The organism is Terrabacter sp. Root85 (assembly GCF_001429185.1).
Classification (GTDB): domain Bacteria; phylum Actinomycetota; class Actinomycetes; order Actinomycetales; family Dermatophilaceae; genus Terrabacter.
Genome location: NZ_LMIW01000008.1, coordinates 543,683 through 569,898, shown reverse-complemented (window position 1 = coordinate 569,898; position 26,216 = coordinate 543,683). Strand labels below are relative to the sequence as shown.

Annotated in this window: 25 protein-coding genes; 9 read left to right on the top strand and 16 right to left on the bottom strand. The window is 71.4% G+C overall.

From position 1 onward, the window contains the following. Window positions 1-48 precede the first annotated feature (48 nt). Genes ASE25_RS09135 through ASE25_RS09120 form a run of 4 tightly spaced genes read left to right on the top strand, consistent with a single transcriptional unit; the run spans window position 49 to window position 3,393 of the window. Window positions 49-1,050 carry a metal ABC transporter substrate-binding protein gene (locus ASE25_RS09135; RefSeq protein WP_056780348.1) on the top strand — a complete coding sequence of 334 codons (1,002 nt, stop codon included), beginning with the start codon at window positions 49-51 and terminating at the stop codon, window positions 1,048-1,050. Continuing rightward, window positions 1,047-1,892 (top strand): metal ABC transporter ATP-binding protein, encoded by an 846-nt coding sequence (locus ASE25_RS09130; protein ID WP_056824922.1) that lies wholly within the window; start codon window positions 1,047-1,049, stop codon window positions 1,890-1,892. Before ASE25_RS09135 ends, ASE25_RS09130 begins: the two co-directional genes overlap by 4 nt. After that, window positions 1,889-2,968: a metal ABC transporter permease gene (locus ASE25_RS09125; RefSeq protein WP_056824920.1), complete on the top strand. Its 1,080-nt coding sequence runs from the start codon at window positions 1,889-1,891 to the stop codon at window positions 2,966-2,968. The genes ASE25_RS09130 and ASE25_RS09125 overlap by 4 nt, the downstream gene beginning before the upstream one ends. Continuing rightward, window positions 2,965-3,393 carry a Fur family transcriptional regulator gene (locus ASE25_RS09120; protein WP_056780097.1) on the top strand — a complete coding sequence of 143 codons (429 nt, stop codon included), beginning with the start codon at window positions 2,965-2,967 and terminating at the stop codon, window positions 3,391-3,393. The genes ASE25_RS09125 and ASE25_RS09120 overlap by 4 nt, the downstream gene beginning before the upstream one ends. Window positions 3,394-3,504: 111 nt before the next feature. Here ASE25_RS09120 and ASE25_RS09115 read toward each other — a convergent pair whose 3' ends face one another. After that, window positions 3,505-4,284 (bottom strand): isoprenyl transferase, encoded by a 780-nt coding sequence (locus ASE25_RS09115; protein WP_056824919.1) that lies wholly within the window; start codon window positions 4,282-4,284, stop codon window positions 3,505-3,507. Between the two features lie 37 nt (window positions 4,285-4,321). Next, a complete protein-coding gene (recO, locus tag ASE25_RS09110; RefSeq protein ID WP_020142562.1) occupies window positions 4,322-5,050 on the bottom strand; it encodes a DNA repair protein RecO in 729 nt (242 codons plus the stop codon). A gap of 120 nt (window positions 5,051-5,170) precedes the next feature. Between recO and ASE25_RS09105 the strand changes: the two genes are divergently transcribed. Next, a complete protein-coding gene (locus ASE25_RS09105) occupies window positions 5,171-5,821 on the top strand; it encodes an alpha-ketoglutarate-dependent dioxygenase AlkB (protein ID WP_056780102.1) in 651 nt (216 codons plus the stop codon). 14 nt (window positions 5,822-5,835) lie between these two features. After that, on the top strand, window positions 5,836-6,651 hold the full coding sequence (locus tag ASE25_RS09100; RefSeq protein ID WP_056824917.1) for a maleylpyruvate isomerase family mycothiol-dependent enzyme: 816 nt from the start codon (window positions 5,836-5,838) through the stop codon (window positions 6,649-6,651). Window positions 6,652-6,661: 10 nt separating this feature from the next. Here ASE25_RS09100 and ASE25_RS09095 read toward each other — a convergent pair whose 3' ends face one another. The 12 genes from ASE25_RS09095 to ASE25_RS09045 all read right to left on the bottom strand — a co-directional run bounded on the left by ASE25_RS09095 (window position 6,662) and on the right by ASE25_RS09045 (window position 19,016). Continuing rightward, complete coding sequence (locus ASE25_RS09095; RefSeq protein ID WP_056824914.1) at window positions 6,662-8,200, bottom strand: hypothetical protein; 1,539 nt, start codon at window positions 8,198-8,200, stop codon at window positions 6,662-6,664. Between the two features lie 36 nt (window positions 8,201-8,236). After that, window positions 8,237-9,994 carry a 2-isopropylmalate synthase gene (gene leuA / locus ASE25_RS09090; RefSeq protein ID WP_056780111.1) on the bottom strand — a complete coding sequence of 586 codons (1,758 nt, stop codon included), beginning with the start codon at window positions 9,992-9,994 and terminating at the stop codon, window positions 8,237-8,239. A gap of 197 nt (window positions 9,995-10,191) precedes the next feature. Then, the gene (locus tag ASE25_RS09085) at window positions 10,192-11,571 is read right to left on the bottom strand and encodes a hypothetical protein (RefSeq protein WP_235508612.1); all 1,380 of its coding nucleotides are present in this window, start codon (window positions 11,569-11,571) and stop codon (window positions 10,192-10,194) included. Continuing rightward, window positions 11,568-11,711, bottom strand: a complete 144-nt coding sequence (locus tag ASE25_RS23200; RefSeq protein WP_200959037.1) for a hypothetical protein — start codon at window positions 11,709-11,711, stop codon at window positions 11,568-11,570. Before ASE25_RS23200 ends, ASE25_RS09085 begins: the two co-directional genes overlap by 4 nt. Before the next feature lie 40 nt (window positions 11,712-11,751). After that, a complete protein-coding gene (locus ASE25_RS09080; RefSeq protein WP_056824911.1) occupies window positions 11,752-12,024 on the bottom strand; it encodes a VOC family protein in 273 nt (90 codons plus the stop codon). Window positions 12,025-12,088: 64 nt separating this feature from the next. Next, window positions 12,089-13,063 carry a GTPase Era gene (era, locus tag ASE25_RS09075; protein ID WP_056780119.1) on the bottom strand — a complete coding sequence of 325 codons (975 nt, stop codon included), beginning with the start codon at window positions 13,061-13,063 and terminating at the stop codon, window positions 12,089-12,091. Then, entirely contained in the window at window positions 13,044-14,357 is a 1,314-nt protein-coding gene (locus ASE25_RS09070) for a hemolysin family protein (protein WP_056780121.1), read from the bottom strand. Before ASE25_RS09070 ends, era begins: the two co-directional genes overlap by 20 nt. 19 nt (window positions 14,358-14,376) lie before the next feature. Further along, the gene (gene ybeY, locus ASE25_RS09065; protein WP_056824909.1) at window positions 14,377-14,844 is read right to left on the bottom strand and encodes an rRNA maturation RNase YbeY; all 468 of its coding nucleotides are present in this window, start codon (window positions 14,842-14,844) and stop codon (window positions 14,377-14,379) included. After that, window positions 14,841-16,064 carry a PhoH family protein gene (locus ASE25_RS09060; RefSeq protein WP_056825696.1) on the bottom strand — a complete coding sequence of 408 codons (1,224 nt, stop codon included), beginning with the start codon at window positions 16,062-16,064 and terminating at the stop codon, window positions 14,841-14,843. The genes ybeY and ASE25_RS09060 overlap by 4 nt, the downstream gene beginning before the upstream one ends. 13 nt (window positions 16,065-16,077) lie before the next feature. Continuing rightward, window positions 16,078-17,610 (bottom strand): S10 family peptidase, encoded by a 1,533-nt coding sequence (locus tag ASE25_RS09055; RefSeq protein ID WP_200959036.1) that lies wholly within the window; start codon window positions 17,608-17,610, stop codon window positions 16,078-16,080. Further along, on the bottom strand, window positions 17,607-17,966 hold the full coding sequence (locus tag ASE25_RS09050; RefSeq protein ID WP_056780126.1) for a histidine triad nucleotide-binding protein: 360 nt from the start codon (window positions 17,964-17,966) through the stop codon (window positions 17,607-17,609). Before ASE25_RS09050 ends, ASE25_RS09055 begins: the two co-directional genes overlap by 4 nt. A 9-nt stretch (window positions 17,967-17,975) precedes the next feature. After that, complete coding sequence (locus tag ASE25_RS09045; protein ID WP_369793469.1) at window positions 17,976-19,016, bottom strand: LacI family DNA-binding transcriptional regulator; 1,041 nt, start codon at window positions 19,014-19,016, stop codon at window positions 17,976-17,978. Window positions 19,017-19,231: 215 nt separating this feature from the next. On the opposite strand from ASE25_RS09045, the gene ASE25_RS09040 reads away from it, so the two are divergent. The 3 genes from ASE25_RS09040 to ASE25_RS09030 all read left to right on the top strand — a co-directional run bounded on the left by ASE25_RS09040 (window position 19,232) and on the right by ASE25_RS09030 (window position 24,184). Continuing rightward, the gene (locus ASE25_RS09040; RefSeq protein WP_082622776.1) at window positions 19,232-22,207 is read left to right on the top strand and encodes a glycoside hydrolase; all 2,976 of its coding nucleotides are present in this window, start codon (window positions 19,232-19,234) and stop codon (window positions 22,205-22,207) included. Window positions 22,208-22,346: 139 nt separating this feature from the next. Further along, the gene (locus ASE25_RS09035) at window positions 22,347-22,994 is read left to right on the top strand and encodes an RNA polymerase sigma factor (RefSeq protein ID WP_235508611.1); all 648 of its coding nucleotides are present in this window, start codon (window positions 22,347-22,349) and stop codon (window positions 22,992-22,994) included. Then, the gene (locus ASE25_RS09030; protein ID WP_056824904.1) at window positions 22,991-24,184 is read left to right on the top strand and encodes a Gmad2 immunoglobulin-like domain-containing protein; all 1,194 of its coding nucleotides are present in this window, start codon (window positions 22,991-22,993) and stop codon (window positions 24,182-24,184) included. Before ASE25_RS09035 ends, ASE25_RS09030 begins: the two co-directional genes overlap by 4 nt. 82 nt (window positions 24,185-24,266) lie before the next feature. Here the strand turns inward: ASE25_RS09030 and ASE25_RS09025 are convergent, their stop codons facing one another. Together ASE25_RS09025 and dnaJ are read right to left on the bottom strand one after the other, a co-directional pair. After that, entirely contained in the window at window positions 24,267-25,010 is a 744-nt protein-coding gene (locus ASE25_RS09025) for a 16S rRNA (uracil(1498)-N(3))-methyltransferase (protein ID WP_056824902.1), read from the bottom strand. 18 nt (window positions 25,011-25,028) lie between these two features. After that, window positions 25,029-26,162, bottom strand: a complete 1,134-nt coding sequence (dnaJ, locus tag ASE25_RS09020) for a molecular chaperone DnaJ (RefSeq protein ID WP_020142578.1) — start codon at window positions 26,160-26,162, stop codon at window positions 25,029-25,031. Window positions 26,163-26,216 lie beyond the last annotated feature (54 nt).

The following is a 26,216-nucleotide window of genomic DNA, read 5'->3' as shown; positions in this document are numbered from 1 at the left end:
GCGAGAACGGTTTTGACAATCATTCTCACTTTGAGAATGATGGGTGTCATGCCCCCCGCTCCCCCACGCCGCGCCCTGTCCGCGATCGTCGCCGCGACGGCACTGGCGCTCACGACGGCCGCCTGCCAGAGCGGTCCTGACACCGGATCCGGCGCCGGCTCCGCGGACGGCTCGATCGTCACGTCCTTCTACCCCATCCAGTTCGCGACGCAGCAGATCACCGGTGGCCGGCTCCCGGTGACCGTCCTGACGAAGCCCGGCGCAGAGCCGCACGACCTCGAGCTGGCGCCTCAGGACATCGGTGGCATGACGAAGGCACGCCTCGTCGTCTACGCCGACGGCTTCCAGCCGGCGGTCGACGAGGCCGTCGGGCTCGTCGACGCCGCGAAGGTGCTCGACGTCGCTGATGTCGCGAAGCTCGTACCCGCGTCGACCGACGGCAGCGACCACGCTGACGAGTCCGGCACCGAGACCGAGCCGCACGACACCACCGACGCCGGTGACGGGCACGACGGCCACGACCACGGGGCGGACGACCCCCACTTCTGGCTCGACCCGTCGCGCTACGCCGCCGTGGCCGAGGCCGTCAGCGCGCGCCTGTCGCAGGACGACCCGGAGAACGCCGCGACCTACGCGAAGAACACCGCGGTCTTCGTCGAGAAGCTATCCGAGCTCGACGACGAGATGCGGACAGGCCTGCGCCAGTGCACGGTCAAGGAGCTCGTCACGAGCCACGCCGCCTTCGGCTACCTCGCGGCGCGCTACGGCTTCCACCAGCGCGGCATCACGGGCGTCTCGCCCGAGGCCGAACCGAGCGCGGCAGCCCTCAAGGCCGTCGGTGACCTCGTGAGGTCTGCCGGCGTGACCACGATCTACCAGGAGACGCTCGTCGAGCCGCACTTCGCCCAGACCGTCGCGGAGTCGACGGGTGCGAAGGTCGCGACGCTCGACCCCATCGAGGGGATCACGAGCGCGTCGGTCGGCACCGACTACTTCGAGGTCATGCGGAGCAACCTCGTGGCCCTGCGCGACGGTCAGGAGTGCTCATGAGGTCGGCACCGCTCGTCCCCCGGGATGCCGCACCGTCGGACGCGGTCGTCACCCTGCGCGGCGCTAGCTTCGGCTACGGCGACGGCACCGTCCTCAGCGACGTCGACCTGTCCATCCGCAAGGGTGAGATCGTGGCGATCGTCGGACCGAACGGGTCGGGCAAGTCGACGCTCATGAAGGGCGTGCTCGGCCTCAACGAGAAGGTCGCCGGCACGGTGACGCTCTTCGGCATCGACAGCACCGAGTTCCACGACCGCGCCCGCCTCGGCTACGTGCCCCAACGGCATACGCTCTCGGCGTCCGTCCGGGCCACCGCCGAGGAGATCGTCGCCACGGGGCGACTCCCCCGCATCGGCTGGCTCGGCCGGCTCCGCGCCACCGACCGGCAGATCGTGGCCCGTTCGCTCGACGTCGTCGGTCTCGCCGACCGCGCCGCGACCGAGGTGAGCACGCTCTCGGGCGGCCAGCAACGCCGGGTCCTCATCGCCCGCGCCCTCGCCGGGCAGCCCGAGGTCCTCATCATGGACGAGCCCACCGCCGGGGTCGACGCCGCGAACCAGCACGTGCTCGCCGACGTCCTCGACCGCCTCGTCGAGCGCGACGTCACCATGGTCATCGTCACGCACGAGCTCGGAGCGCTCGAGCGCCTGCTGACCCGCATCGTCGTCATCGACGGCGGACGCATCCGCTTCGACGGGACACCCCGCGCGTATGCCACGGCGCGCGACAGCGTCCACCACGACCACGACAGCCACCACCACGACCTCGAGCTCGAGGGCCACCACCCGTCGCTGTCCCACGGCCCGCTCGACGTCGACCGCACCGACAGGAGCCGACCGTGATCGACCTGCTCTCCGTCGACTTCATGCAGCGGGCGCTCATCGCCGCCCTGCTCGTGGGCACCGTCGCGCCGATGGTGGGGATCTTCCTCGTCCAGCGCCGGCTCTCGCTCATCGGCGACGGCATGGGCCACGTCGCCCTCGCCGGGGTCGCGATCGGCCTCGTGTCCGGGGCCGCGCCGGTGCTGACCGCGCTCCTGGCCGCAGTCATCGCCGCCGTCGTCATCGAGCTGCTCCGCGCCCGCGGCCGCACCAACGGTGACGTGGCCCTCGCGGTCATCTTCTACGGCGGCATCGCAGGCGGCGTCGTCATCATCAGCAAGTCTCCCAGCGGCACTCCCGCGAACCTCATGAAGTACCTCTTCGGGTCGATCCTCACGACCCAGCGCACCGACCTCTACGTCTTCGCCGGGCTCGCGCTGCTCATCTCCGTCACGACGTGGGCGCTGCGGCCGCGCCTCTTCGCGGTGGCCAACGACGAGGAGTACGCCCGCGCCGTCGGCCTGCCCGTGCTGCCGCTCAACATCGTGCTGGCCGTGCTCACCGCGACCACGGTGGTCGTCGCCATGCGCGTCGTCGGGCTCCTGCTCATCAGCGCGCTCATGATCGTGCCCAACGCCGCGAGCCAGCTCGTCGCACGGTCCTTCAGCGGCGGCGTCCGGTGGGCCATCGCCTTCGGTCTCGTCTCCTCGGTCGGCGGCGTGGCGCTCTCCTACCCGCTCGACACACCGTCCGGTGGCACCATCGTCCTGCTCGCCGTCGCGCTCTTCGTCGTCACCGCCGTCGTCACCAGTGTGCTGGCCAGGGTCGGCAGGAGGAGGCACGACGTCGCGGAGACCCACGCGCACGAGCACGGCGCCGAGTGCGGTCACCCTGCGGTGACGCACGGCGACCACGTCGACTACGTCCACGACGGGCACCTGCACGCCGCCCACGAGGGCCACTACGACGAGCACGGCGTCCATCACGACCACCCCGCCCCGCCCGGCCCGGAGACGGCGGGCGCCGGCCCGGCCGGCACGACCTCCGGCACGACCTCCGGCACGACCTCCGGCCCGACGACAGGATCGAGATCATGACGAGCAGCACCAACACCTCGGGCTCCGCGGCGACCTCACGCAAGCCGACCCGGCAGCAGGTGGCCGTCGCCGAGCTGCTCGAGCGCTCCGACGACTTCACCTCCGCCCAGACGGTTCACGCCCGGCTCCGCGACGCGGGAGCCGGCGTCGGGCTGGCGACGGTCTACCGGACGCTCCAGTCGATGGTCGAGGCCGGCACCGTCGACGTGCTGCGCACCGACGACGGCGAGGCCGTCTACCGGGCCTGCTCGACCCACCACCACCACCATCTCGTGTGCCGGGCCTGCGGTCGCACGGTCGAGGTGGAGGGCCCGGCCGTCGAGAAGTGGGCCGACAAGATCGCGAGCGACCACGGCTTCAGCGGTGTGACGCACACCTTGGAGATCTTCGGCACCTGCGCCGACTGCACCGCCACCGCCGACTGACCCCAGCAGCTCTCCGCACCGAACGCCGCGTTCGGTCTCGAAAGCCGTGTTCTACCGAGGTTTTCGACACCGAACGCGGCGTTCGATCGAGAAGGCTGCGTGCCGCTGCCGTCAGGAGCTGGCTGTCGGGGCGTCGACGGCTCCGCCGTAGCGGCGGTCGCGGTCGACGTACTCCTCGATCGCGGCCCAGAGATCGCGACGGTCGTAGTCGGGCCACAGCCGGTTCTGGAAGACCATCTCGGCGTAGGCCGACTGCCACAGCAGGAAGTTGCTCGTGCGCTGCTCTCCGGAGCTGCGCACGAAGAGGTCGACGTCCGGCATCGTCGGCTCGTCGAGGTAGCGCTTGATCGTCTTCTCGTCGACCGAGCCCGGTCGGAGCCGACCGTCCTTGACGTCGTGGGCGATCCGTTGCACGGCGTCGGCGATCTCGGCACGCCCGCCGTAGTTGACGCAGAAGTAGAGGGTGAGCCCGGTGTTGTGCTGCGTCAGCTCCTGGGCGATCTCCAGCTCCTTGATGACCGAGCGCCACAGGCGCGGCGCCCGACCCACCCAGCGCATCCGCACGCCCCACTCGTCGAGCTGGTTGCGTCGTCGGCGAATGACGTCGCGGTTGAAGCCCATGAGGAAGCGCACCTCGTCGGGAGACCGCCGCCAGTTCTCGGTCGAGAAGGCGTAGGCGGACAGGTGGGTCACGCCGACGTCGATGGCTCCGGCCACGACGTCGAGCAGCGACGCCTCCCCGGCCTCGTGGCCCTTGGTCCGCGGGAGCCCTCGCGCGTTGGCCCACCGGCCGTTGCCGTCCATGACGATCGCGACGTGCTTGGGCAGCAGGGCAGGCGCGATGACGGGCGGGGTGGCGCCGGACGGGTGCGGGAAGGGCTTGGCGTACATGGGGCTCCGGTCGGTCGGGATCGGGTTCGCTGCTGGCTCAGGCGCGCTCGACGAGGCGCAGCGACCGCAGCCCTCGCTCGATGTGCCACTGGAGGAAGGCGGAGACGAGGCCGTTGCCCTGCCGACGGCACCGCTCGTCGCTCGCGTCGGCGACGTCCCAGTCGCCGGTCAGCAGTGACGCGAGCAGCTCGAAGGTCTCGGGGGCAGGGGCGCTCGAGCCGGGCGGACGGCATACGGAGCACACGGCGCCGCCGGCCTGCACGTTGAAGGCCCGGTGCGGGCCCGGGGCGCCGCACTTCGCGCAGTCGACGAAGCTCGGTGCCCAGCCGGCGACGGCGAGCGAGCGCAGCAGGTAGGCGTCGAGGACGAGCCCGGCGTCGTGGCTGTGCTCGGCGAGGGAGCGCAGCGCGCCGGCGAGCAGGAGGTACTGCTGCGTCTGCGGCTCGTGCTCCTCGGTGAGCTGGAGCGCCGTCTCGAGCATCGAGGTGGCGCACGTGTACGCGATGTAGTCGCGGGCGATCGCGTCGCCGTAGGGCGCCAGGGTCTCGACCTGCGTGACGGTGTCGAGGTTGCGACCCTCGTAGCACTGCACGTCGATGACCATGCCGGGCTCGAGGCGCGACCCGAAGCGGGACTTCGTGCGGCGAACCCCCTTGGCGACGGCGCGGACCCGACCCCGCGTGCGGGTCAGCATCGTGATGATGCGGTCGGCCTCGCCCAGCTTGTGGGTGCGCAGGACGATCGCCTCGTCACGGTAGAGGGGCATGGGTCCATTGTCTCCCCCGCCGAGGCGTCGGCGGCACCGCACGCGCCGGTGTCCACGAGGTCGACGCGAAACACCGCCGGGAGTCGAACACCCGTTCGACCCGTGGGCTATCGTGGGGCCATGGACCTCTCTCTCCAGGGTTCGCTCCTCGACCTCACGGACGCGATGACGCTGCGCGACGTCGGCACCGGGAAGACCCGCCACCACCTGGCCCACGGCGCGTGGGTCGACGTCCGTCCCGGCTGGCTCGCGGCCGGCGACGAGCTCTTCACGGCCCTGCTGCGTGACGTGCCGTGGCACGCCGAGCGCCGGCAGATGTACGACTCCGTCGTCGACGTCCCCCGGCTGACGAAGTTCTACGCCGGCGACGAGAGGCTGCCCCACCCGATGCTCGTCGAGGCCCGCGACGCCCTGAGCCGTCACTACGCGCCCGAGCTCGGCGAACCGTTCGTCACGGCCGGCCTGTGCCTCTACCGCGACGGTCGCGACAGCGTCGCCTGGCACGGCGACCGCATCGGGCGCTCGCGCGACAGCGACACGATGATCGCGATCCTCTCGCTCGGTTCCGCACGCACACTCGCCCTCCGTCCCCGTGACGGCGGACCGATCCCCGGCTCGACGACAAAGAGCTTGCGCTATCCCCTCGGACATGGTGACCTCGTCGTGATGGGCGGCTCGTGCCAGCGGACGTGGGACCACTCGGTCCCCAAGACGTCCGAGCCGATGGGGCCGCGCATCTCGGTGCAGTTCCGTGTAGCCGGCGTTCGCTGACAGGAGACCCACGTATGCCGTCCAGCCGCTCAGGTGGCCCCCTTCCCTTCCTCGACCACCTCACGGCCGACTCGGCGCGCTTCCGGACGGTGCTCGCGACGGCACCAGCGGACGCCCGCGTGCCGACGTGTCCCGACTGGGACGCCGACGACCTGCTGTGGCACCTCGGTGAGGTGCAGTGGTTCTGGGGCGAGATCGCCGAGCGCGGGCTCACCGACCCGGCCGACCTCGACGCGATGAACGCGACCCGTGAGCAGCGTCCGGGCGACCGCGCCGGGCTGCTCGCCTTCTTCGACCGCTCGAGCGAGCGGCTGCACCGGGTGCTCAGCGGCCTTCCGCCCGAGACGCCGCTCTGGATGTGGTCCGACGACAAGACCGCCGGCTACATCCGTCGGCGCCAGGCCCACGAGGCGATGGTGCACCGCGTCGACGCCGAGCTCACGGTCGGTGAGCGGAGCCCGCTCGACTGCCGGCTGGCCGCCGACGGCATCGACGAGGCCCTGCGGATCATGCGCGGCCACGAGCCCGAGCCCGACCTGACGCACGTGCCGGTCTCGGCGCCGGTGACGATCGCGACGGTCGATGCCATGCACGCGTGGACGGTCACCCCGGTGCGCGTCACCGGCACGTGGAACGGCGACGAGATCGACGTGCAGCGCTTCCTCGTCAGCGACGGACCGGACGATGCCGCGGCGGCCGAGATCAGCGGGTCCGCAGCCGACATCGACTGCTGGCTCTGGAACCGTCCTGTGGAGGGCGAGATCACGCGCGACGGCGACGCGGCAGCGCTGGCCGCGGTCGACGCCGTGCTCACCGACTCGATCGACTGACCCGGACGGCTCAGCCGGTGCGGCGCCCGAGGCGACCTGCTCGCCTCGGGCGAGGGAGCCAGGCGTGGACCATCGCGGCCAGGACGACGACGAGAGGGACGAACGCGAAGAGGTAGCGCGAGCGTCCCTGGAGCACGAGCGTGAAGGCCGCGATGCCGAGCACCGAGGCGGCGACGAGCAGCGTCTCCCGCCGGTAGGGCGCGCGCAGCAGCCCGACGCCGGCCACGAGCAGCACGGCCAGCCACACTGCCTGGGTCACGTCGGCGCGCAGCTGGTAGCCCGACCCGTGGAAGCCGTTGAGGTCGTGGACGATCCCGGTCACGCCGGTCGCCGGCGCGAGCGTGCCGGGCAGCGAGTCGGGGCCTTCGCCCCACGCCCAGAACATCCCGTCGCCCCAGTTCCAGGCCGCCTTGCTGCCGTAGAAGGCGAGCGTGCCGCCGAGACCTCGCTCGGCCCACCGGTCTGCGAAGGCGCCTGCGGCATACGTCTTCATCTCGGCCTGGCTGCGGCCGGTCACCGCGTCGACCATCTCCCGTGAGAACGCGCCGTAGCTGACCACGCCGGTGGGCGAGCGCTGCTCGTCGGCGCCGAGCGCGACCCACCAGAGGATCGGGGGCGAGACCGCGGTGTCGATGCGCGCGGAGTCGACCCCGGAGGCCGCGGTGGCCGCGGCGCCGAGGCCCACGCCGAGGACGACGAACGCGAGGGCGGAGGCCGCGCAGGCGGCGATGACGCCCGCGCGCCGGGCCGGGAGGAGGTCGTGGTCGAAGATCGCCACGACCGCCGTCAGGACCGCCGCGATGGCGATGACGACCGGGGTGGTCTTGATGGAGTAGGCCACCGTGACCGACACGATCGCGAGCAGCCACAGGACGACTCGTCCCGTGCGCGGCCGCGGGGTCATGGCCCGGACGGCCAGGGCCACTCCCCCGACGACGAACGGCATCGCGTAGAAGTCGGTGTAGGGCACCGCCAGCCACGGGCTCGCGCCGACGAGGACGAGGGTCGCGAGCTGGGCGCCGAGGGAAGGACCGCGACCTGCCACGCGCCCGACGAGGTCGTGGACGGCATACAGCGTCAGGCCCACGCAGATCCCGTTGAGCGGGATGAGGACGGCGTCGGGTGCGAGCGAGAACGCCTGTCCCACAGCGACGCCCATTCTGTCGATGGCGAGCAGCGGCAGGTTGTTGGGGTAGAGGGAGAGGTAGTCGTACTCGCCCTGGCTGAGCCGTCGCCCTGCTTGGAGGCTGCGTGCCATGTCCATGACGATCCGCGCGTCCCAGCCGTAGCGGTAGCGCGTCATGAGACCGACGAGCGTCGCGACGAGGCCTCCGCCGATCGCGATCACCACCGGCACCCAGCGCCGCTTCGCCCACGCAGGGACGCGGACGACCGCAGCGAGCAGCACCAGCCCGAGGGTGACGGGCACGACCACCTGCCAGCGGTGCTCGACGTTGACCGGTCGGGGCGCGACGAGTCCGACGACCGCGACCGCGACGAGCGAGACCCCGGCCAGTCGAAGCAGCGCTCGACCGACCGGGGACTCCATGGCGCCAGACGCTACCCCACGCCGGTGGGCGTCAGATCAGGCGTCCGACGAGGGGCTCGGAACGGCGTCGCGGTGGGCGCGGTTGACCGCCGAGACGATCGCCTTGATGGACGCCGTGACGATCGACGGGTCGACGCCGACACCCCAGAGGACGCGGTCGCCGACGGCGCACTCGACGTAGGCCGCGGCGCGCGCGTCACCACCCGCGGAGAGGGCGTGCTCGGCGTAGTCGAGGACCCGGACGTCCGGGGTGCCCTCTACGGTCGAGAGCGCATCGACGAAGGCCGCGATGGGGCCGTTGCCCGTGCCGGTGACGGTCAGGGACTCGCCACCGTCGCGGACGGTCGCCTCGATCGTGCTCGCCCCGTCGACAGTCGAGTCGGTGACGACGTTGACGAGCTCGAAGCGGCCCCAGGCCCGGCTCGGGTCGGGGAGGTACTCGTCCTGGAACTTCGCCCACAGGTCGGCTGGAGCGACCTCGCCGCCGTCCTGGTCGACACCGCGCTGGACGACACCGGAGAACTCGATCTGCAGCCGACGCGGCAGGTCCATCTGGTGCTCGGTCTTCATGATGTACGCGACGCCGCCCTTGCCGGACTGGCTGTTGACGCGGACGACGGCCTCGTAGGAGCGGCCGAGGTCGTGCGGGTCGATGGGGAGGTAGGGGACGCCCCAGACGAGGTCGTCGATCCCCGTGCCCTTCGCCTCGGCCTCGGACGCCATGGCCTCGAAGCCCTTCTTGATGGCGTCCTGGTGCGAGCCCGAGAAGGCCGTGAAGACGAGGTCGCCGCCGTAGGGGTGGCGCTCGCCCACGGGCAGCTGGTTGCAGTACTCGACGGTGCGGCGCACCTCGTCGATGTCGCTGAAGTCGATCTGCGGATCGACGCCCTGGCTGAAGAGGTTCATCCCGAGGGTGACGAGGCAGACGTTGCCGGTGCGCTCACCGTTGCCGAACAGGCAGCCCTCGATGCGGTCGGCGCCGGCGAGGTAGCCGAGCTCGGCCGCGGCCACGCCGGTGCCGCGGTCGTTGTGGGGGTGCAGGCTCACGACGATCGACTCTCGGCGCTCGAGGTGGCGGACCATCCACTCGATCGAGTCGGCGTAGACGTTGGGCGTCGCCATCTCGACGGTCGCCGGCAGGTTGACGATGATCTTGTGGTCGGGCGTCGGGTCGATGACGTCGACGACGGCGTTGCAGATCCGCATCGCGAAGTCGAGCTCGGTGCCGGTGTAGGACTCCGGTGAGTACTCGTAGTAGATCGTCGTGTCGGGGATCGTCTCCTCGAGCTTCTTGCACAGGCGCGCGGCCTGGACGGCGATGTCGATGATGCCGTCCTGGTCGAGGCCGAAGACGACCTTGCGCTGCAGCGCCGACGTCGAGTTGTAGAAGTGGACGATGGCCTGCTTGCTGCCCCGGATCGCGTCGTAGGTGCGCTCGATGAGGTGGTCGCGACACTGCGTCAGCACCTGGATCGTCACGTCGTCGGGGATGTGTCCGCCCTCGATGAGCTCACGGCAGAAGTCGAAGTCGGTCTGGCTCGCCGACGGGAAGCCGACCTCGATCTCCTTGTAGCCCATCTTCACGAGCAGCTGGAACATGCGGAGCTTCCGCTCGGAGTTCATCGGGTCGATGAGCGCCTGGTTGCCGTCGCGCAGGTCCACGGCGCACCAGCGCGGGGCCGACGCGATGCGTTTCGTCGGCCACGTGCGGTCCGGGAGCTCGAACGGGATCTGCTCGTGGAAGGGGACGTACTTCTGGAACGGCATTCCCGACGTCTGCTGGGGGTGGATCATCGCGTCACTCTCTCGTCTGCGTTTCGCTCGGTGTCCGGCCGGACACGGGAAACTCCGCGACGAGGAGGGCCGGGGTCAGGCCTCGTCGCGGCAGAGAAGAAGGAGGCTCACCGCTCGCACCCGTTCACCGTATGCCGGTCGCTCCGCTCGCGTCCACCCCTCGGGACCGCTGCCCGGATCGTGAGACACGGGGCTGCTCAGGGAAGCGGCATGCCGTCCGGACCGGTGTTCGCCACGGTTCCGCGCGTGCCCGGCGGATCGGTGACGCCATAGCTGACGTCGTCGCGGTCAGAGCCCATCGCCGCCCATCCGAGCTCCACTCCGAGCGGAAGGGCGCCTCCTCCCGAGGCCCGTTGGTCCCGAGCCTCGCTGGGTCCCTTGCCGAGCGACCGCCAGACGCGCGCCTCGGACGCGACGATGTCGAGATCGGTCCATGCGTGAGCCTGCTCCGGCGTGAATCCTGCAGCGACCCAACGGTGCCGGACCGACGGGTCGATGCCCGAGGCATCGAAGGCACGTGCCTCAGCCGGGGTGAGGGTGGGATCGGCGAGAACCAGCTCCCGCGCCTCGCGCGCGCCGAAACCCGCATCGCTCCACCGCCGGGCCCGCTCGAGGTCATCTCCCTGCCACACAGCGACGTCGTCGACGGTGAGACCGGAATCGAGCCAGTGCGCCACGTCGCCCGGGTCTCGCTCGAGCAGGACCATGCCGAGCCGTTCGACATCGGCATCTGCAGGCAGCCCGGCCCGCCGCCAGTCGATGATGTGCCGGACCACGTGGGCACCCGGCTCCTCGCGCATCGCGATCACCTCGGCCCAGGCCCGGGCCTGCTCCAGGTCGAGCCCCGCGCCATCGCCCTCGAGAGGCGCCAGCAGGGTCTCCACGTGACGGGGACCCAGCCCCAGCCTGATCCAGTGCTCAGCGCCCCGCGGTCCACGCTCCGTCCCGATCCAGCTGCGCGCGGCGTCAGCCTGCCGTCCGGTCCACATGGCCCAGACCTCGTCCTCGGTACGCGACAGGAGGTCCTGAGCAGCCCGCATGTTCGCGAGGGAGTCCCAGCCGAACCCGTTCCGGTCACGGTGCTGGCCGATGACGAGCAGCAGGCTCGACAGCGGGATGGTCGCCCAGGGCGAGCGCAGCAGCCAGATACGGTCCCGGGGCGGGGGCGGGAGGTCGACGGACCGGGCCATCCGCGCGAGCATCCACCGCTGGTGGGTGTCACGTCCCGTCTCGGGGCCGAGCCGGGTCTCCTCGTCGTCGTAGGACATGAGTCCGAAGCACGGCATGCGGTCACGGACCCACCGACGGTGTTCTCTCGGCCAGATCGCCGGGAGCAGCGCCCACTCGAAGCCCATGAACCCGGTGGGCAACGGCTCCCAGCCCTCCGCAGCGAGGCTCGCGATCTCTGGCAGATCGGCCAGCCCTGGAAGCGTGAGCCGTTCGCCCGGGGCGAGCACCCGGTCCTCACCGATCTCGAGCATGGCCTCGATGTCAGCCAGGGCAGGAGGCAGCGGCTCGAGATCAGCCTCGGCCACCGCTGGTGCCTCGGCTCGACCCCACGGGTCGTCGTCCCTCACGCTGTCGCACCAGAGCCGGTGGTGTCCGCCTCGGTCGATTCCTCGCGGGCGTCGGCGATCTGCTCCTCCGGACGCGGCGGCACCGTCTGGTCCTCCTCGAGGACCTCGAGCTCGTGGTCGTGCGCTGGCTGCTCGGACATGTCTGCCTCCTTGCCCGGAGTGTAGGGCGAGACGCTGACCTCAGGCGCCCTGGCAGACCATGAGCGCGTTGCCGTCAGGGTCCTCGAACTGCACGAAGACGACGACGCTGCCGACGTCCTCGACGTCCGAGGTGATCCTCACGCCGAGCGCCTTCGGGGTCTGCCCGTCCGTCGGGATGTCGTAGATCGTGCCGTCGTGGGAGGTCACGTCGGTCTCGAAACCGAGCACGGCGGCATACCACCGGATGGCAGCGGCCACGTCGCGGACCGGGAAAAAGACCTGACCGACGCGGCGCTGGATGGGGCTGCTCATCGCGGCAGGCTGGAGGACCGGGCCACGAACGAGAAACCCGTTGCGTTGCAGTGCCCGTCGCAGGTCAGAAGCCGAGGCGCTGGAGCTGCTTGGGGTCGCGTTGCCAGTCCTTGGCCACCTTGACGTGGAGGTCGAGGTAGACCTTCTGCCCGAGGAGCGCCTCGATGCCCTTGCGGGCGTTCGTGCCGACCTCGCGCAGCCGGGAGCCGCCGCGTCCGATGACGATGGCCTTCTGGCTGGGGCGCTCGACGAAGACGTTGACGCGCACGTCGAGCAGCGGCTTGTCGTCGGGCCGCCCCTCGCGCTGCACCATCTCCTCGACGACGACGGCGAGCGAGTGCGGCAGCTCGTCGCGCACGCCCTCGAGCGCAGCCTCGCGCACGAGCTCGGCGATCATGACCATCTCGGGCTCGTCCGTGAGCATTCCGTCGGGGTAGAGCTGCGGCGAGCGCGGCAGGAAGGACGCGAGGACGTCGCGCACCTCCTCGACCTGGCTCCCGGAGACGGCCGAGCACGGGATGATCGCGTCCCACTCCCCCAGCTGGTCGATGGCGATGAGGTGCTCCGCGAGCCGTTCGCGGTCGACGGCGTCGGCCTTCGTGGCGATGGCGACGACCGGACGGCGCCGGACCGAACGCAGCTCGGCGAGCTCGTGGGCGATGAAGGTGTCGCCGGGGCCGATGCGCTGGTCGGCCGGCAGGCAGAAGCCGATGACGTCGACCTCGAGGAGCGTCTCGCGGACGAGGTCGTTGAGGCGCTGGCCGAGGAGGGTCCGCGGCTTGTGGAGACCCGGGGTGTCGACGAGGATCAACTGGGCCGTCGCGGTCGTGGTGACGCCCCGGATCGTGTGACGGGTCGTCTGCGGTTTCGAGCTCGTGATCGCGACCTTCTGGCCCACGAGCGCGTTGGTCAGCGTCGACTTGCCCGCGTTGGGCCGCCCCACGAGGCAGGCGAAGCCCGCCCGGTAGTCGGCGGACCGGTCGGTCGTCCCCGAGGCCGCGGTGTCGCCGTGCGTCGGGTCAGCGTCCTGGGTGCCCATGGGCGTCCTCCGTCTCGGTGTACGCGGCGTCGTCCTCCGGCACCGAGGCCCGGTGCACGATGACCGACGCGACGCGGTGGCGGCGTCCGGCCATGCGTTCGGCCGTCAGCTCCAGCCCAGCGACCGTACCGGACGACCCGACGATCGGGACCCGGCCGATCACCTTGGTGAGGAGTCCGCCGACGGTGTCGACGTCCTCCTCGTCGATGCTGACGTCGAAGAGCTCGGCGAGATCGTCGATGTCCATCGACGCCGGCACCCGCAGGGTGCCGTCCTCGAGCTGCTCGATGCCGGGCGCCTCGCGGTCGTGCTCGTCGGCGATCTCGCCGACGATCTCCTCGATGATGTCCTCGATCGTGATGAGGCCGGCGGTGCCGCCGTACTCGTCGACGACGATGGCGAAGTGGTTCTGGTCGCGCTGCATCTCGCGCAGCAGGTCGTCGACCGGCTTGCTCTCGGGCACGAAGTGCATGGGCCGCATGACCTCGGTGGCGGGGTGGCGGCCGTCCTCGGGGGCGGCGTTGAGCCGGCGCGCGACGTCCTTGAAGTAGAGCAGGCCCCGGACGTCGTCGCTGTCCTCGCCGACGACCGGGATCCGGGAGAAGCCCGAGCGGAGGAAGAGCGACATCGCGCTGCGCAGCGTCTTGTCCGCGTCGAGGACGACCATGTCGGTGCGCGGCACCATCACCGCGCGGGCGAGGGTGTCGCCGAGCTCGAAGACCGAATGGATCATCTCGCGCTCGTCGGCCTCGATGACGTCGGAGTCACCGGCCATGTCGACGAGGTCGCGCAGCTCGGACTCGGTCTGGAAGGGGCCGTCGGTGTAGCCCTTGCCGGGCGTGACCGCGTTGCCGAGGACGACGAGGAGCTTGGCCACCGGCCCGAGCACGCGGCGCAGGCCGACGGCGAAGGGGGCGCTCCACAGCGCGACGGTGTCGTAGTTCTGCCGTCCGAGGGTGCGCGGCGAGACGCCGACGACGACGAACGACACGACGGCCATGATCGTGATGCTGATGAGGGCGCGGCTCCACGTCGACTCGAAGCGCCCGGCGACGGCCAGGGTGACGAGCACCGCCGCGGTGGCCTCGGCGACGACGCGCAGGAACGCGATGACCGAGAGGTATGCCGGTGAGTCGCCGACCACGGTCATCAGCGACTTGGCGCCCGACCGACCTTCGTCGAACAGCTCCTGGGCGCGCACGCGGGACATGCGGAAGATGGCGGCCTCGGCGGCCGACAGCAGGAACGCCACGACGATGCTGATGAGGGCCGGGAGCGCGAACTGCGGGAACATCTCGGTCTCTCGTCCGCGGTCAGGCGCTCGGGCGGTTGCGCGTGGCGAGGAAGGTGAGCAGCAGCTGACGTTGCAGCTCGAACATCTCGCGTTCCTCGTCCGGCTCGGCGTGGTCGTAGCCGAGCAGGTGGAGGATGCCGTGCGTCGTGAGCAGCAGCATCTCCTCCATCGGCGCGTGACCGGCATCGAGCGCCTGCTTCGTCGCCACGGACGGGCAGAGCACGATGTCGCCGAGGGTGCCCTCCTCGGGCTCCTGGCCCTCGCGACCCGGTCGCAGCTCGTCCATCGGGAAGCTCATGACATCGGTGGGCCCGGGCAGGTCCATCCACTGCACGTGGAGGACCTCCATGGCGTCCTCGTCGACGAGCTTGATGCAGAGGTCGGCCTGCGCGTGGACCCGCATCTGCTCCATGACGTAGGCGGCGCAGGCCAGCAGCTCGAGCTCGTCGACATCGTGGTCGGTCTCGTTGAGGACGTCGATGCTCACGCGCCGGCCTCCGTGGCGTCACGGCGTCCGCCGTGGTCGTCGCGGTCGTCGCGGTGGTCGCGCCCGTGGTCGTCGCGCTCGGCTCCCCGGTCCGGGGAACGGTCGGAGTTCCGTCGCGACCCACGGTGGTCACGGTGGTCGCCCGATGCGGCCCGGGACCGGGCCCGACGCTCGGCACGCACCTCGTCGCGCTCGTAGGCGTCGACGATGGCGCTGACGAGGCGGTGGCGCACGACGTCGTGCGAGGTCAGCTCGGCGAAATGGACGTCCTCGACGCCCTCGAGGATGTCGCGCACGACCCGCAGACCCGACCGGGTGCCACCCGGGAGGTCGACCTGGGTGATGTCGCCCGTCACGACCATCTTCGAGCCGAAGCCGAGACGCGTGAGGAACATCTTCATCTGCTCGCTCGAGGTGTTCTGGGCCTCGTCGAGGATGATGAACGCGTCGTTGAGCGTGCGACCGCGCATGTACGCGAGCGGGGCCACCTCGATCGTGCCGGACGCCATGAGCCGCGGGATCGTCTCGGGCGAGACCATGTCGTGCAGCGCGTCGTAGAGCGGGCGCAGGTAGGGGTCGATCTTGTCGTTGAGCGTGCCGGGCAGGAAGCCGAGACGCTCGCCGGCCTCGACGGCGGGGCGGGTCAGGATGATGCGGTTGACCTGCTTGGCCTGCAGCGCCGCGACCGCCTTGGCCATCGCGAGGTAGGTCTTGCCGGTGCCGGCGGGGCCGATGCCGAAGACGACGGTGTGCTCGTCGATCGCGTCGACGTAGCGCTTCTGGTTCAGCGTCTTCGGACGGATCGTGCGACCGCGGCTGCTGACGATGTTCATCGTCAGCACGTCGGCCGGGCGCTCGGCCGTCTGCCCGCGCAGCATCGAGATCGACCGCTCGACGGCGTCGCGGTTGAGCGGCTGGCCGGTCGAGACGATCGTCAGCAGCTCGTCGACGAGGGTGTCGATGATCTCGAGCTCACCGGCGGGTCCCGCGAAGGTCATCTCGTTGCCGCGCACGTGGGTGTCGACGAGCGGGAACTGGCGCTCCATGGTGCGCAGCAGCTCGTCGCGGGGACCGAGAAGAGTCACCATGTCGATCGGCGGCGGGATCTGCCGGGTCAGCACCGGCGTGTCACTGCCGCTCTCGGCTCCCACGGGGAGCTGCGTGCCGTCAGGGGCGTCAGGGCCGTCGCTGTCGGATGGTCGAGGTTGCGCGTCATTCATCGTGGTCACGAGTCTACGTGTCGCGGCCCGAGCTCCTCACCACGAATTCCGCAAGGTCCTTGCTCTGCTGCACGCGTGACGGCTCGTGGACGTACATCATGTGGCCGGCCTCGTAGTAGGCGTGCTCGACGTTCGCGAGCCGGTCGGCAGGAAGCTGCAGGTGGGCCACCACGTCCTCCGCGGCGAAGTGCGGCGTGGCGCCGTCGTAGTAGCCGTAGGCGATGTGGACCTTGAGGTGCGGGTTCTGGCGCATCGCGCGCTCGAGCTTCGGGGACACGTCGATGGGCCGCCCCTCGAAGTCCTTGAACGACCACGGGTGCACGAGACGCGAGATCTGCTCGTAGTGCAGGTCGCTGACGTAGCCGAGCTCGTCGCGGACGTAGTGGTTCCAGGCCGCGGCGTAGGGGCCGGCGATGGCGTCGTGAGACGGGTCGGCGTCCATGTTCTCGGCGATGGCGGCGGCGGCCGGTCCCGTGAACCGGGCGTCGAGCCGACCCACGGAGAGGCGCTCGTCGCGCAGCAGCTCGGTGAAGTAGCGCCAGTGCTCGATGCGCAGGTCGGCGCGGTCGACGTAGTCCTCGGTCAGCCCCGAGAGCCGGGCCAGGGTCGAGACCGCCTCGGTGCGCTCGGCCTTCGTCAGCCGGTGGCCACGAGAGAGCACCCACGGGTAGTCGCGGGCGGCATACGCCTCGGCCTCGTCGAGGACGGACCGCAGCGAACGGCGGCCGTGCTTGCCGTGGAAGTGGGCCACGGCGGCATACGTCGGCAGGTAGAGCGCGTGCGCGCGGTCGTTGCGCTGGTTCTCGAAGTCGACCGAGCTGAGGTCGAGGACGCTGCTGATGAGGACGAGCCCGTTGAGGTACATGCCGTAGCGGGACTGGAGGTGCTCGGCGAGCGCCGCGCCGCGGAGGGTGCCGTAGGACTCCCCCGCGACGAACTTGGGCGACATCCAGCGGCCGTTGCGCGAGGTCCAGAGCCGGATCAGCTCGCCGACGGACTCGATGTCCTTCTGGTAGCCGTGGTAGTCCCCCGGCTTGCCGCCCTCGACCGCGCGTGAGTAGCCGGTCGACATGGGGTCGATGAAGACGAGGTCGCTGACCGCGAGGAGCGACTCGGGGTTGTCGACGAGGTCGTACGGGGGCGGCTGGAGGGCGCCCACGTCGCCGCTGACGACGCGGCGCGGACCGAGCAGGCCGAGGTGCAGCCAGACGCTCGAGCTGCCGGGACCACCGTTGAAGGCGAAGGTGACCGGACGCGTGCGCGCATCGGCGTCGTCGAGGACGTAGCTCGTCATCGACAGCTCCGCGCGCGCCTTGTGGCCGCCGAAGGTGCCGTCCTTGTGCTCCTCCTCGCGGAGCACGACCCGCCCTGTCGTCGCGGTGTAGCGCAGCCGACGCCGGCCGATCTTGAGCGTGTGGTGGGTCGTCACGAGGTCGTCGACGGGGTCGACCGGCTTCGCCTCGGCGGCATCGGTCTTGGGCTTCTCGGCCGCCGATCCCGTTGTCGCGTCGGGCTTCTCGTCGATGGTGGAGGTCTCGTCGCTCACACCATCCTCCCCTCGGTGAAGGCCGCCCCGGCGAGCAGGTGGACGTGTGCGTGGAAGACGGTCTGGCCGGCGCCGCTGCCGGTGTTGACGATCATCCGGTGGGCGTCGGTCACGCCCTCCTGCTCCGCGACGCGGGCCGCGAGCCGGAAGACGTCGGTGAGGTCGTCACCGGACGCCGCCGCCAGGGCACCCACCGTCGGCTCGTGGCGCCTCGGCACGACGAGGACGTGGATCGGCGCGGCGGGGCTGATGTCGCGGAAGGCGATCGACCGCTCGCTCTCGGCGACCCGGTCGGACGGGATCTCACCGGCGACGATCTTGCAGAAGAGGCAGTCACTGGGGGTCTGCGAGGTCATGACTGCACCCTAGGCACGACGTGGTCGGCGCGCACCCGTGCGGCCCGGCGCGGCGCTGCTCGCCCGCACGACGAGCTGCGTCGGCACGAGGGTCGTGCCGGTGGTCGGCCCCGTGCCCCGCACCTGGCCGAGCACCTGCTCGACGCAGAGCCGGCCGATCTGCTCGAAGTCCTGGCGCACCGTGGTGAGCGGGGGGATGTATGACGCCGCCTCGGGCACGTCGTCGAACCCGACGACGCTCACCTGCTCAGGGACCCGCAGGCCGCGGTCGTGGAAGGCTCGGAGGAGCCCGAGTGCCATCTGGTCATTGGCGGCGAAAACCGCTGTGCAGGAGGGCTCGTCGGCCAGCCGAAGACCGATCTCGTAGCCGGACTCGGGCGTCCAGTCACCGTGCAGCACCCGAGGCACCTGGAGCCCCCTGGCCACGAGCCGCGCCCGCCAGGCATCGCGACGCCGCTGGGCGGCATACGAGCTCTCGGGGCCGGCCACGTGCCACACGGTGCGGTGCCCCAGGTCGAGCAGGTGGTCGGTCGCCGAGGCGGCGCCCGCCGCCTGGTCGGTGTCGACGACGGGGTGACGGTCGCCGGCGTCGTCGGAGTCGGCGACGACGACCTTGAAACCGGGCGGGTAGGGCGCGGGGGCGTCGCTCGCGAGGTGGGTCTCCATGATGGCGACCACGGCGTCGACGGCGAGCTCACCGGCCCGCGTGAAGGCTCCGCGGACGGCGTCCTGGGAAGGGGCGTTGACCGGGATGAGGGTCACCGCGTAGTCGTGCACGGCGGCCGCCGCGACGATGCCCTCCAGCGTGCGCACGTTTCCGGTCGTCGACAAGGTGAACGTCATGACCCCGATGGCGCGGAACGCCCCACGCTTGAGGGCTCGCGCCGCGCTGTTGGGACGGTAGCCGAGCTCCTCCATGGCGCGGAGCACCGTCTGGCGCGTGCTCTCGACGACGCTCGTCTCGCCGTTCGCCACGCGGGACACCGTCTGCGACGAGACGTTGGCGAGGCGCGCCACGTCGGCCATCGACACCGCTCGTCGCTCCCCCACCGTTCCTCCTGCTCGTCCCATTCGTCCTGCTCGCGTATGCCGTCCGCTTCCGACGCCATCCTGCCAGCCGCCGCGAGACGGCCCCTTGACACCCGTCCAGCCCGGCTGGGACCGTGTCGACGGCCGATGTTTGCGCAAACATACGCTCATTCCGGGCGTGGGGTGCGCATTCACCCCGGACCGCCACCGCCGTCGCTCCAGGAAGGCACCAACCCATGAGACCCCGTCCCACCCGCGTCGCCTCGGGCGCCCTGGCGACCGTCACGGTCGCCGTCGGCTCGCTGCTCGCCGGTTCCGTCGCCGTTGCGGCGCCCGCACCGGCCGCTGCTTCCACGACCTCCGCCACGGCCGCCTCCCCCAGCGGCGACGGTGTCCCCGTCGTGCGCCTCACGCCCGACCCGTCCTACCAGCAGCCCGCCTTCGAGGGCTGGGGCACGAGCCTCGTGTGGTTCGCCAACGCGACAGGCGACTACCCCGACGCCGTCCGCAACAAGCTCGCCGACCTCGTCTTCGGCAAGGACGGGCTCGCGCTCAACATCGCGCGCTACAACATCGGCGGCGGCAACGCGCCGGACGTCGAGGACTACCTGCGTCCCGGCGGCGCCGTGCAGGGCTGGTGGAAGGCACCGGCGGGCACGACGCGGACCGACGTCGACTGGTGGTCGCCCGACGACGCGGCCGACTGGAACTGGGATGCCGACCAGACCCAGCGCTGGTGGGTCGACCGCATCAAGGGCGGCATCACGAAGTGGGAGACCTTCAGCAACTCCCCGCCATGGTTCATGACCGAGAGCGGCTACGTCTCGGGGAACTACAACGCCGGCCAGGACCAGCTCAAGCGCACGAGCATCGGCGACTTCACGACATACCTCGTCAAGGTGACCGAGCACCTGGAGGCGGCGCACGGCATCAAGGTCGACACCATCGACCCCTTCAACGAGCCGAACACGAGCTACTGGGGCACCCAGCTCGGCGCCGACGGCCGGCCCACCGGCGGCCGCCAGGAGGGCGCCCACATCGGACCACAGCTGCAGCAGGACGTCGTGCGCTCGCTCGACCAGCGCCTCGCGGGCTCAGGGACCGACGCGAAGATCGCGGCGATGGACGAGACCAACCCCGGGACCTTCGTCACCAACTGGATGAGCTACCCGGCCGACGTCAAGGCCGCCGTGTCGCGGATGAACGTCCACACCTACGGCACCGCCCAGCGGACGGCCGTGCGTGACCTCAGCAAGTCCGACGACAAGCCTCTGTGGATGTCCGAGGTCGAGGGCAGCTGGGGCAACGGCCAGAGCTTCACCTCCATGGAGCCCGGTATCGGCATGGCGCAGCGGATGACCGACGACCTGCGCGAGCTCGAGCCCTCGGCGTGGGTCTTCTGGCAGCCCGTCGAGGACTACGACAACATGAAGCCCGGCGGGGAGAGCGCGGCGGGCGCCAACTGGGGCAGCATCCAGATGCGCTTCGACTGCACGGCCAAGGACACGCTGGCCACCTGCCCCATCTACACGAACCAGAAGTTCAACACCGTGCGCAACTTCACGCACTACATCCGTCCCGGCGACCACGTCGTCAAGGTCGACGACACGAGCACGATCGCGGCGATCCGTCCGGACGCGCGCACCGCGACCCTCGTGCACACGAACGGATCGACGACAGCGCAGGACCTCGCGATCGACCTCTCGAAGTTCGGCAAGATCGGCCCCAAGGCCAGCGTGACCGTCGTCGTCACCGACGCCGACGGCGCACTCCGGTCGCAGACCCCGGTGGCGGTCGACGGCACCTCGGCCACGGTGCGAGTGCCGGCCCAGTCCGTCACGACCCTCGTCGTCTCCGACGTCCGTGGCGTCGCCACGGACGCGCCGACCTTCCAGGAGGGCCACGTGTACCGCTTCGTCGGCGTCCAGAGCGGGCGCTCCCTCGACGCCGAGCAGACCGGTATCGCGATCCGCACGACGGACACCGCGAGCGCCGACCAGCTCTGGACCGCGACGAAGGTCACGGGCGGTGACACGAACCGTGAGCGCTACCAGCTGCGAGCACTCGACGGTCGTCAGGTCGCCCTGCGATCCGGCGCTCTGGTCCTCGAGGCGGCGCAGACCACGCCAGACGCAACGGCACAGTGGTACCTCTCGACCACGGGCGACGGCACGTGGACGATCTCGAGCGCGACCGGTCCCGGCAACGTCGAGGTGGGCGGACAGGCCACGGCCGACGGCTCGTCCGTGGGGGTCTGGCAGCCGAACGCCGCCGCGAACCAGCGGTGGCGACTCGTCGACGAGACCGTGCGCGGCGTCGCCGACGTCGCGGTCTTCACGATGCCCGGAGTTGCTCCGACCCTTCCCACGGCGGTGACGCCCGACCGCGTCGGCGCCGCGACGGCCGCCCTGCCCGTGACGTGGCGCCCCGTGCCCGCGGTGCGGTGGGCCCGCCCGGGCCAGGTCTTCGTCTTCGGCACGGCCACCGACCCCGCCACCGGGCGGGAGTACGCGGCGCGGGCCGTCGTCACCGTTGACGCCATCTCGTCGACCACGCCGGCCGCGGCACGCACGTACGTCGGCGGCACGCCGGACCTGCCGGCAACCGTCACGGCGACGTCGGACCGCTACGACGTGACGGTCACCCTGCCGGTGGCGTGGGACACGACCGGCGCGGCGTACGACTCGCTCGGCACGGTCACGCTGCCCGGCCGAGCCACCCTGCCCGACGGGTCCACCGCACCGGCCACGGCGGTCGTCACGGTGACCGAGCCGGTCGAGGCCAATGCGGCCCTCGCCCCGGGCACGACGGCCTCGGCCACCTTCACGGAGCCGGGCTACTCCGTGCAGGGCATCGTCAACGGCGTGCTGACCGACAAGGCCTGGTCGAACTGGCGCTCGGGCACCCAGCGTCCCGGCGACACCCTGACGGTCACACTGCCCGGCGCTCGGGACGTCACCCGGGTGACGACCCGCTTCTACCAGGACGGCGGGAACGTCAGCTACGCCCGGACGCTCCACGTCGAGGCGCTCGTCGGCAGCACCTGGACCCCCGTGTCGAGCGAGGTGACGGTGGCTGCGAGCGGACCAGCCGCACCGGTGGTGACGGTGCCGATCACCCCCACACGTACCTCGGCAGTGCGGGTCGTCATGACGGCGGCGAGCTACATGACCGTCAGCGAGGTCGAGGTCCTGGCCAAGGCGGCCGGCTGACCCGACCGGTCGCTCGAACCGCAGGTCCACGGCAGCCCCCGGGCAGCCGTGGACCTGCGGCGCATTCCGGACCCTCACGCCTCCGACGTGTCAACCCTGTGCTCCCGTTGCGCGTCATCTGTCCGTGAGAACGTTGGGTATGCCGGCCGGCCAGCTCAGCGACCCCGCGGCCTCCGGGGCCGCTGGTCGTCCCGCCACTGGCGGTGGTGGGGCTCCCGCCCCGGACGCCGCGGGAGTGGTCACCCCCGGCGGGTCCGAGCTGCCGACCGACCCCGACGTCGCCATCACCGAGCTCTACCACGCGCACTGGCACCGGCTCGTCCGCCTGGCCTGGCTGCTGCTGCGCGACCAGCTGGCAGCGGAGGACGTCGTGCAGGACGCGTTCGTCGCGACGCACCGCAGCTGGTCGGCCATCCGGGACGGCGGCCGCGTCGTCGGCTACCTCCAGACCGCCGTCGTCAACGGGTGCCGGTCGGTGCAGCGGCACACCGTCGTCGTCAACCGCCAGAACGTCCGCGACGCGGGCGCCGCCGACGCCCCGGGTCGAGGCACCCACGGCAGCGCCGAGACCCAGGTGCTCCACACGGCCGACCGCGACGCCGTCCTGGACGCGCTGCGCACCCTGCCCTCCCGGCAGCGGGAGGTGCTCGTGCTGCGCTACTACTCCGACCTCTCCGAGGCCCAGATCGCCCACACCCTCGAGATCTCCCCCGGCGCCGTGAAGACCCACGCCCACCGCGGCCTGACGGCCCTGCGCCGCACCATCGACCCCCTGGAGCTGTCATGAACACCGAGCCGACGCGACCGGGCGAGACGCCCGGCGAGGAGCCGACCCTCATCGGTGCCGGCCTGCGCCCCGTCGAGGACCGGGTGCGCCGCGCCCTCGATGCCGAGGCGCGGTCGATCACCCCGACCGACCGACTCGGCGCGATCCTCGCCGACGCCCATGCGTCGGACGAGTCGTCCTGGGGGGCCGGCCCCGGCGCCGGCCCCGGGTCCCGGCGCCACCGGTGGCTCGTGCCTGCGGTGGCGGCGGCCGCCGCCGTCCTCGTCGCCGGCACCGTCTGGGCCGTGAACCGGCCGTCCGCGCCGACACCACCGGTCGCCGGGACTCCGACCGCCGTGGCCACCTCGACCGCGCGGGCGTCGACCCCGACCTCGTCCGGCGCACCGTCGAGCGTCCCGACCCAGACCGCGCAGCGGCCGACCTCCCCGGCGACGACCGCGCTCCCGCCTCCGGCCACGACGACCGCGAGCGTGCCGGTCTACTACCTCGGCCCGCTCGTGGCCGGCAGCGACCAGCTCCGTCTCTTCCGCGAGTTCGTGTCGACCGGTGTCACGACGCCCGTGACCGGTGAAGCCAGGGCCCTGGCCGCGCTCCGCCTCGCGACGGGCACCCCGCCGAAGGGCTCCTCCTACGCGTTCGCGTGGTCGGGGGTGACCGTGCAGTCGGTGACGATCGGTCCGGGCGCGATCACCGTCCGCCTCTCGTCGGGCACGACCAGCACGGACTCCCTCGCCGCGGAGCAGCTCGGCTGGACCGCACAGGCCGCGGCGGGCACGGCACGGCCCGTCCGCTTCGAGCTCGCCGACGGCGGCAACGAGGTCTCACCGGGCCACCCGGTCTCGGCGTCCTTCACGCGGCCCACCGACCCGATGACGGTCCTCGACCAGGTCGCACCCGTCTGGGTCGACGAGCCGGCCCGGGGCTCCGCCGTCAAGGCCGGCGCACGGCTCACCGTCAAGGGCGTCGCCAGCACGTTCGAGGCCACCGTCGAGTGGGAGCTCCTCCGCGACGGCCAGCGCGTCGACCAGGGCTTCACGACGGCTTCGGTGGGTGCCCCGGACCGCGGCACGTACCGGTTCACCACGAAGACGTCGCTGGCGCCCGGCGCCTACGTCGTCCGCGTCTTCGCCAGCAGCGCGAAGGACGGGTCGCCGATCGCGGAGCAGCTCGTCCCCGTGACCGCTCGCTGACCGGACCCGCTCCGCCCCGTTCGAGGTGATCGCGGCACCCAGACCCCTGACGGGATCACCTCGAACCAGAGGGCGTATGCCGTCAGGTCCAGCGGGTGCGTGCGCTGAGGACGGCGAGGGCGGCGGGACCGGCGGACGACGCCCGCAGGATCGTCGACCCGAGCCGGACCGGTCGCGCTCCCGCGGCGCTGAGGGCCTCGATCTCGCGGTCGGTGATGCCACCCTCCGGACCGACGACCACGAGCACGTCGCCCGATGCGGGCAGCTCGACGGACGCGAGCGGCTCGGTGGCGTCCTCGTGGAGCACGAGCGTGAGGGCGGCCTCCCCGACACGGGCCACGAGCGGAGCGAGCCCGATCGCGGGGGACGTCACCGGCACACGCGACCGGCGTGACTGCTTGGTCGCCCGGGCCACCACCGCGGCCCACTTGGCCAGTGACTTGGCGGCGCGGTCTCCGCGCCAGACGACGACGGAGCGCTCCGCCTGCCACGGCACGACCTCGTCGACACCGAGCTCGGTGGCGGCCTCGACGGCCTGCTCGTCGCGGTCGCCCTTGGCGAGGGCCTGGACGAGGACGAGGCGTGGGGCCGGCTCGGCCTCGTCGCTGACCTCGATCACGCGGCCCCGCACCCACGCCCGGTCGACGTCGGTGGCCTCGAGCAGGGCGCGCCGGCCCGCACCGTCGGCGACGAAGTAGCGCTCACCCGGTCGGAGGCGCACGACCGTCGCGGCGTGGCGCCCCTCGGCACCGTCGAGGAGCAGGGACGCCCCGACCACGGCGCCGGCGACCTCGGACGGCTCGCCGAGGAAGAGCTGGTGGGTCACCGGGCGCTCACGTGGGGGTCACTTCTCCTTGAAGGCGTCGCGCAGCTTGCCGAACAGCCCCTTGTTGGCGGGGGTGAGGCGACCCTCGTGCCGCTCCTCGCCGCGCAGGGTCGCGAACTGGTGCAGCAGCTCCCGCTGCTCCTCGGTCAGGCGGGTCGGCGTCTGCACCGTGGCGTGCACGAGCAGGTCGCCGCGACCCCCGTGGCGCAGGTGGGTGACGCCGAGGCCGCGCAGGGTCAGCACGTCGCCGCTCTGCGTGCCGGGCTTGATCTCGAGGTCCTGCATGCCGTCGAAGGTGGACAGCTTGAAGCTCGTGCCGAGCGCGGCCGCGGCCATGGGCAGCTCGACGTTGCAGTGCAGGTCGTCACCGCGACGCGTGTAGGTGTCGTGGTTGACGACGCGGATCTCGACGTAGAGGTCGGCCTTGGGCCCGTTGCCGGGGCCGACCTCGCCCTCTCCGGTCAGCTGGATGCGGGTGCCGGTGTCGACGCCCGCGGGCACCTTGAGCTTGAGCGAGCGACGGGTGCGCACGCGGCCGTCACCCGAGCAGTCGTGGCACGGGTCGGTGAGGGTCGAGCCGTAGCCCTGGCAGTTGACGCACGGGCGCGAGGTCATGACCTGGCCGAGGAAGCTCCGCTGGATCTGCTGCACCTCACCGGCGCCCTTGCAGATCTGGCAGGTCTGGCGACCGGTCCCGGGCTCGGCTCCGTCGCCGTCGCAGCGCTTGCAGCCGACCGCGGTGTCGAGCGTCAGCTCCTCCTCGGAGCCGAAGACGGCCTTCGACAGGTCGATGTCGAGGCGCACGAGGGCGTCCTGGCCGCGCTGCACGCGGGCCCGGGGTCCGCGCGTGCCGGCCTGGGCGCCCGCGCCGAAGAAGGCGTCCATGACGTCGCTGAACGAGAAACCCTGTCCCGCACCGAAACCGGCGCCACCACCCGAGGCGAAGGGGTCGGCGCCCATGTCGAAGGACTGGCGCTTCTGCGGGTCGGAGAGCACGTCGTAGGCCTGCGAGACCCGCTTGAACTCCTCCTCGGCCTCGGCGCCGGGATTCACGTCCGGGTGCAGCTTGCGGGCGAGCCGACGGTAGGCCTTCTTGATCTCCTCCTGGCTCGCGTCGCGCGAGACCCCGAGGACGGCGTAGTAGTCGTTCAAGCTGAGATTCCTTTTGGTACGTGGTGCTTTCGGTTCCGGCGCGGCGCTGCGCCG

Excerpts from the sequence above, each read along its gene's own strand:
- ASE25_RS09135 (WP_056780348.1), top strand. The coding sequence starts at position 49 with ATGCCCCCCGCTCCCCCACGCCGCGCCCTGTCCGCGATCGTCGCCGCG.
- ASE25_RS09130 (WP_056824922.1), top strand. The coding sequence starts at position 1,047 with ATGAGGTCGGCACCGCTCGTCCCCCGGGATGCCGCACCGTCGGACGCG.
- ASE25_RS09120 (WP_056780097.1), top strand. The coding sequence starts at position 2,965 with ATGACGAGCAGCACCAACACCTCGGGCTCCGCGGCGACCTCACGCAAG.
- ASE25_RS09115 (WP_056824919.1), bottom strand. The coding sequence starts at position 4,284 with ATGTACGCCAAGCCCTTCCCGCACCCGTCCGGCGCCACCCCGCCCGTC.
- recO (WP_020142562.1), bottom strand. The coding sequence starts at position 5,050 with ATGCCCCTCTACCGTGACGAGGCGATCGTCCTGCGCACCCACAAGCTG.
- ASE25_RS09105 (WP_056780102.1), top strand. The coding sequence starts at position 5,171 with ATGGACCTCTCTCTCCAGGGTTCGCTCCTCGACCTCACGGACGCGATG.
- ASE25_RS09100 (WP_056824917.1), top strand. The coding sequence starts at position 5,836 with ATGCCGTCCAGCCGCTCAGGTGGCCCCCTTCCCTTCCTCGACCACCTC.
- ASE25_RS09095 (WP_056824914.1), bottom strand. The coding sequence starts at position 8,200 with ATGGAGTCCCCGGTCGGTCGAGCGCTGCTTCGACTGGCCGGGGTCTCG.
- leuA (WP_056780111.1), bottom strand. The coding sequence starts at position 9,994 with ATGATCCACCCCCAGCAGACGTCGGGAATGCCGTTCCAGAAGTACGTC.
- ASE25_RS23200 (WP_200959037.1), bottom strand. The coding sequence starts at position 11,711 with ATGTCCGAGCAGCCAGCGCACGACCACGAGCTCGAGGTCCTCGAGGAG.
- ASE25_RS09080 (WP_056824911.1), bottom strand. The coding sequence starts at position 12,024 with ATGAGCAGCCCCATCCAGCGCCGCGTCGGTCAGGTCTTTTTCCCGGTC.
- era (WP_056780119.1), bottom strand. The coding sequence starts at position 13,063 with ATGGGCACCCAGGACGCTGACCCGACGCACGGCGACACCGCGGCCTCG.
- ASE25_RS09070 (WP_056780121.1), bottom strand. The coding sequence starts at position 14,357 with ATGTTCCCGCAGTTCGCGCTCCCGGCCCTCATCAGCATCGTCGTGGCG.
- ASE25_RS09060 (WP_056825696.1), bottom strand. The coding sequence starts at position 16,064 with ATGAATGACGCGCAACCTCGACCATCCGACAGCGACGGCCCTGACGCC.
- ASE25_RS09050 (WP_056780126.1), bottom strand. The coding sequence starts at position 17,966 with ATGACCTCGCAGACCCCCAGTGACTGCCTCTTCTGCAAGATCGTCGCC.
- ASE25_RS09040 (WP_082622776.1), top strand. The coding sequence starts at position 19,232 with ATGAGACCCCGTCCCACCCGCGTCGCCTCGGGCGCCCTGGCGACCGTC.
- ASE25_RS09035 (WP_235508611.1), top strand. The coding sequence starts at position 22,347 with ATGCCGGCCGGCCAGCTCAGCGACCCCGCGGCCTCCGGGGCCGCTGGT.
- ASE25_RS09030 (WP_056824904.1), top strand. The coding sequence starts at position 22,991 with ATGAACACCGAGCCGACGCGACCGGGCGAGACGCCCGGCGAGGAGCCG.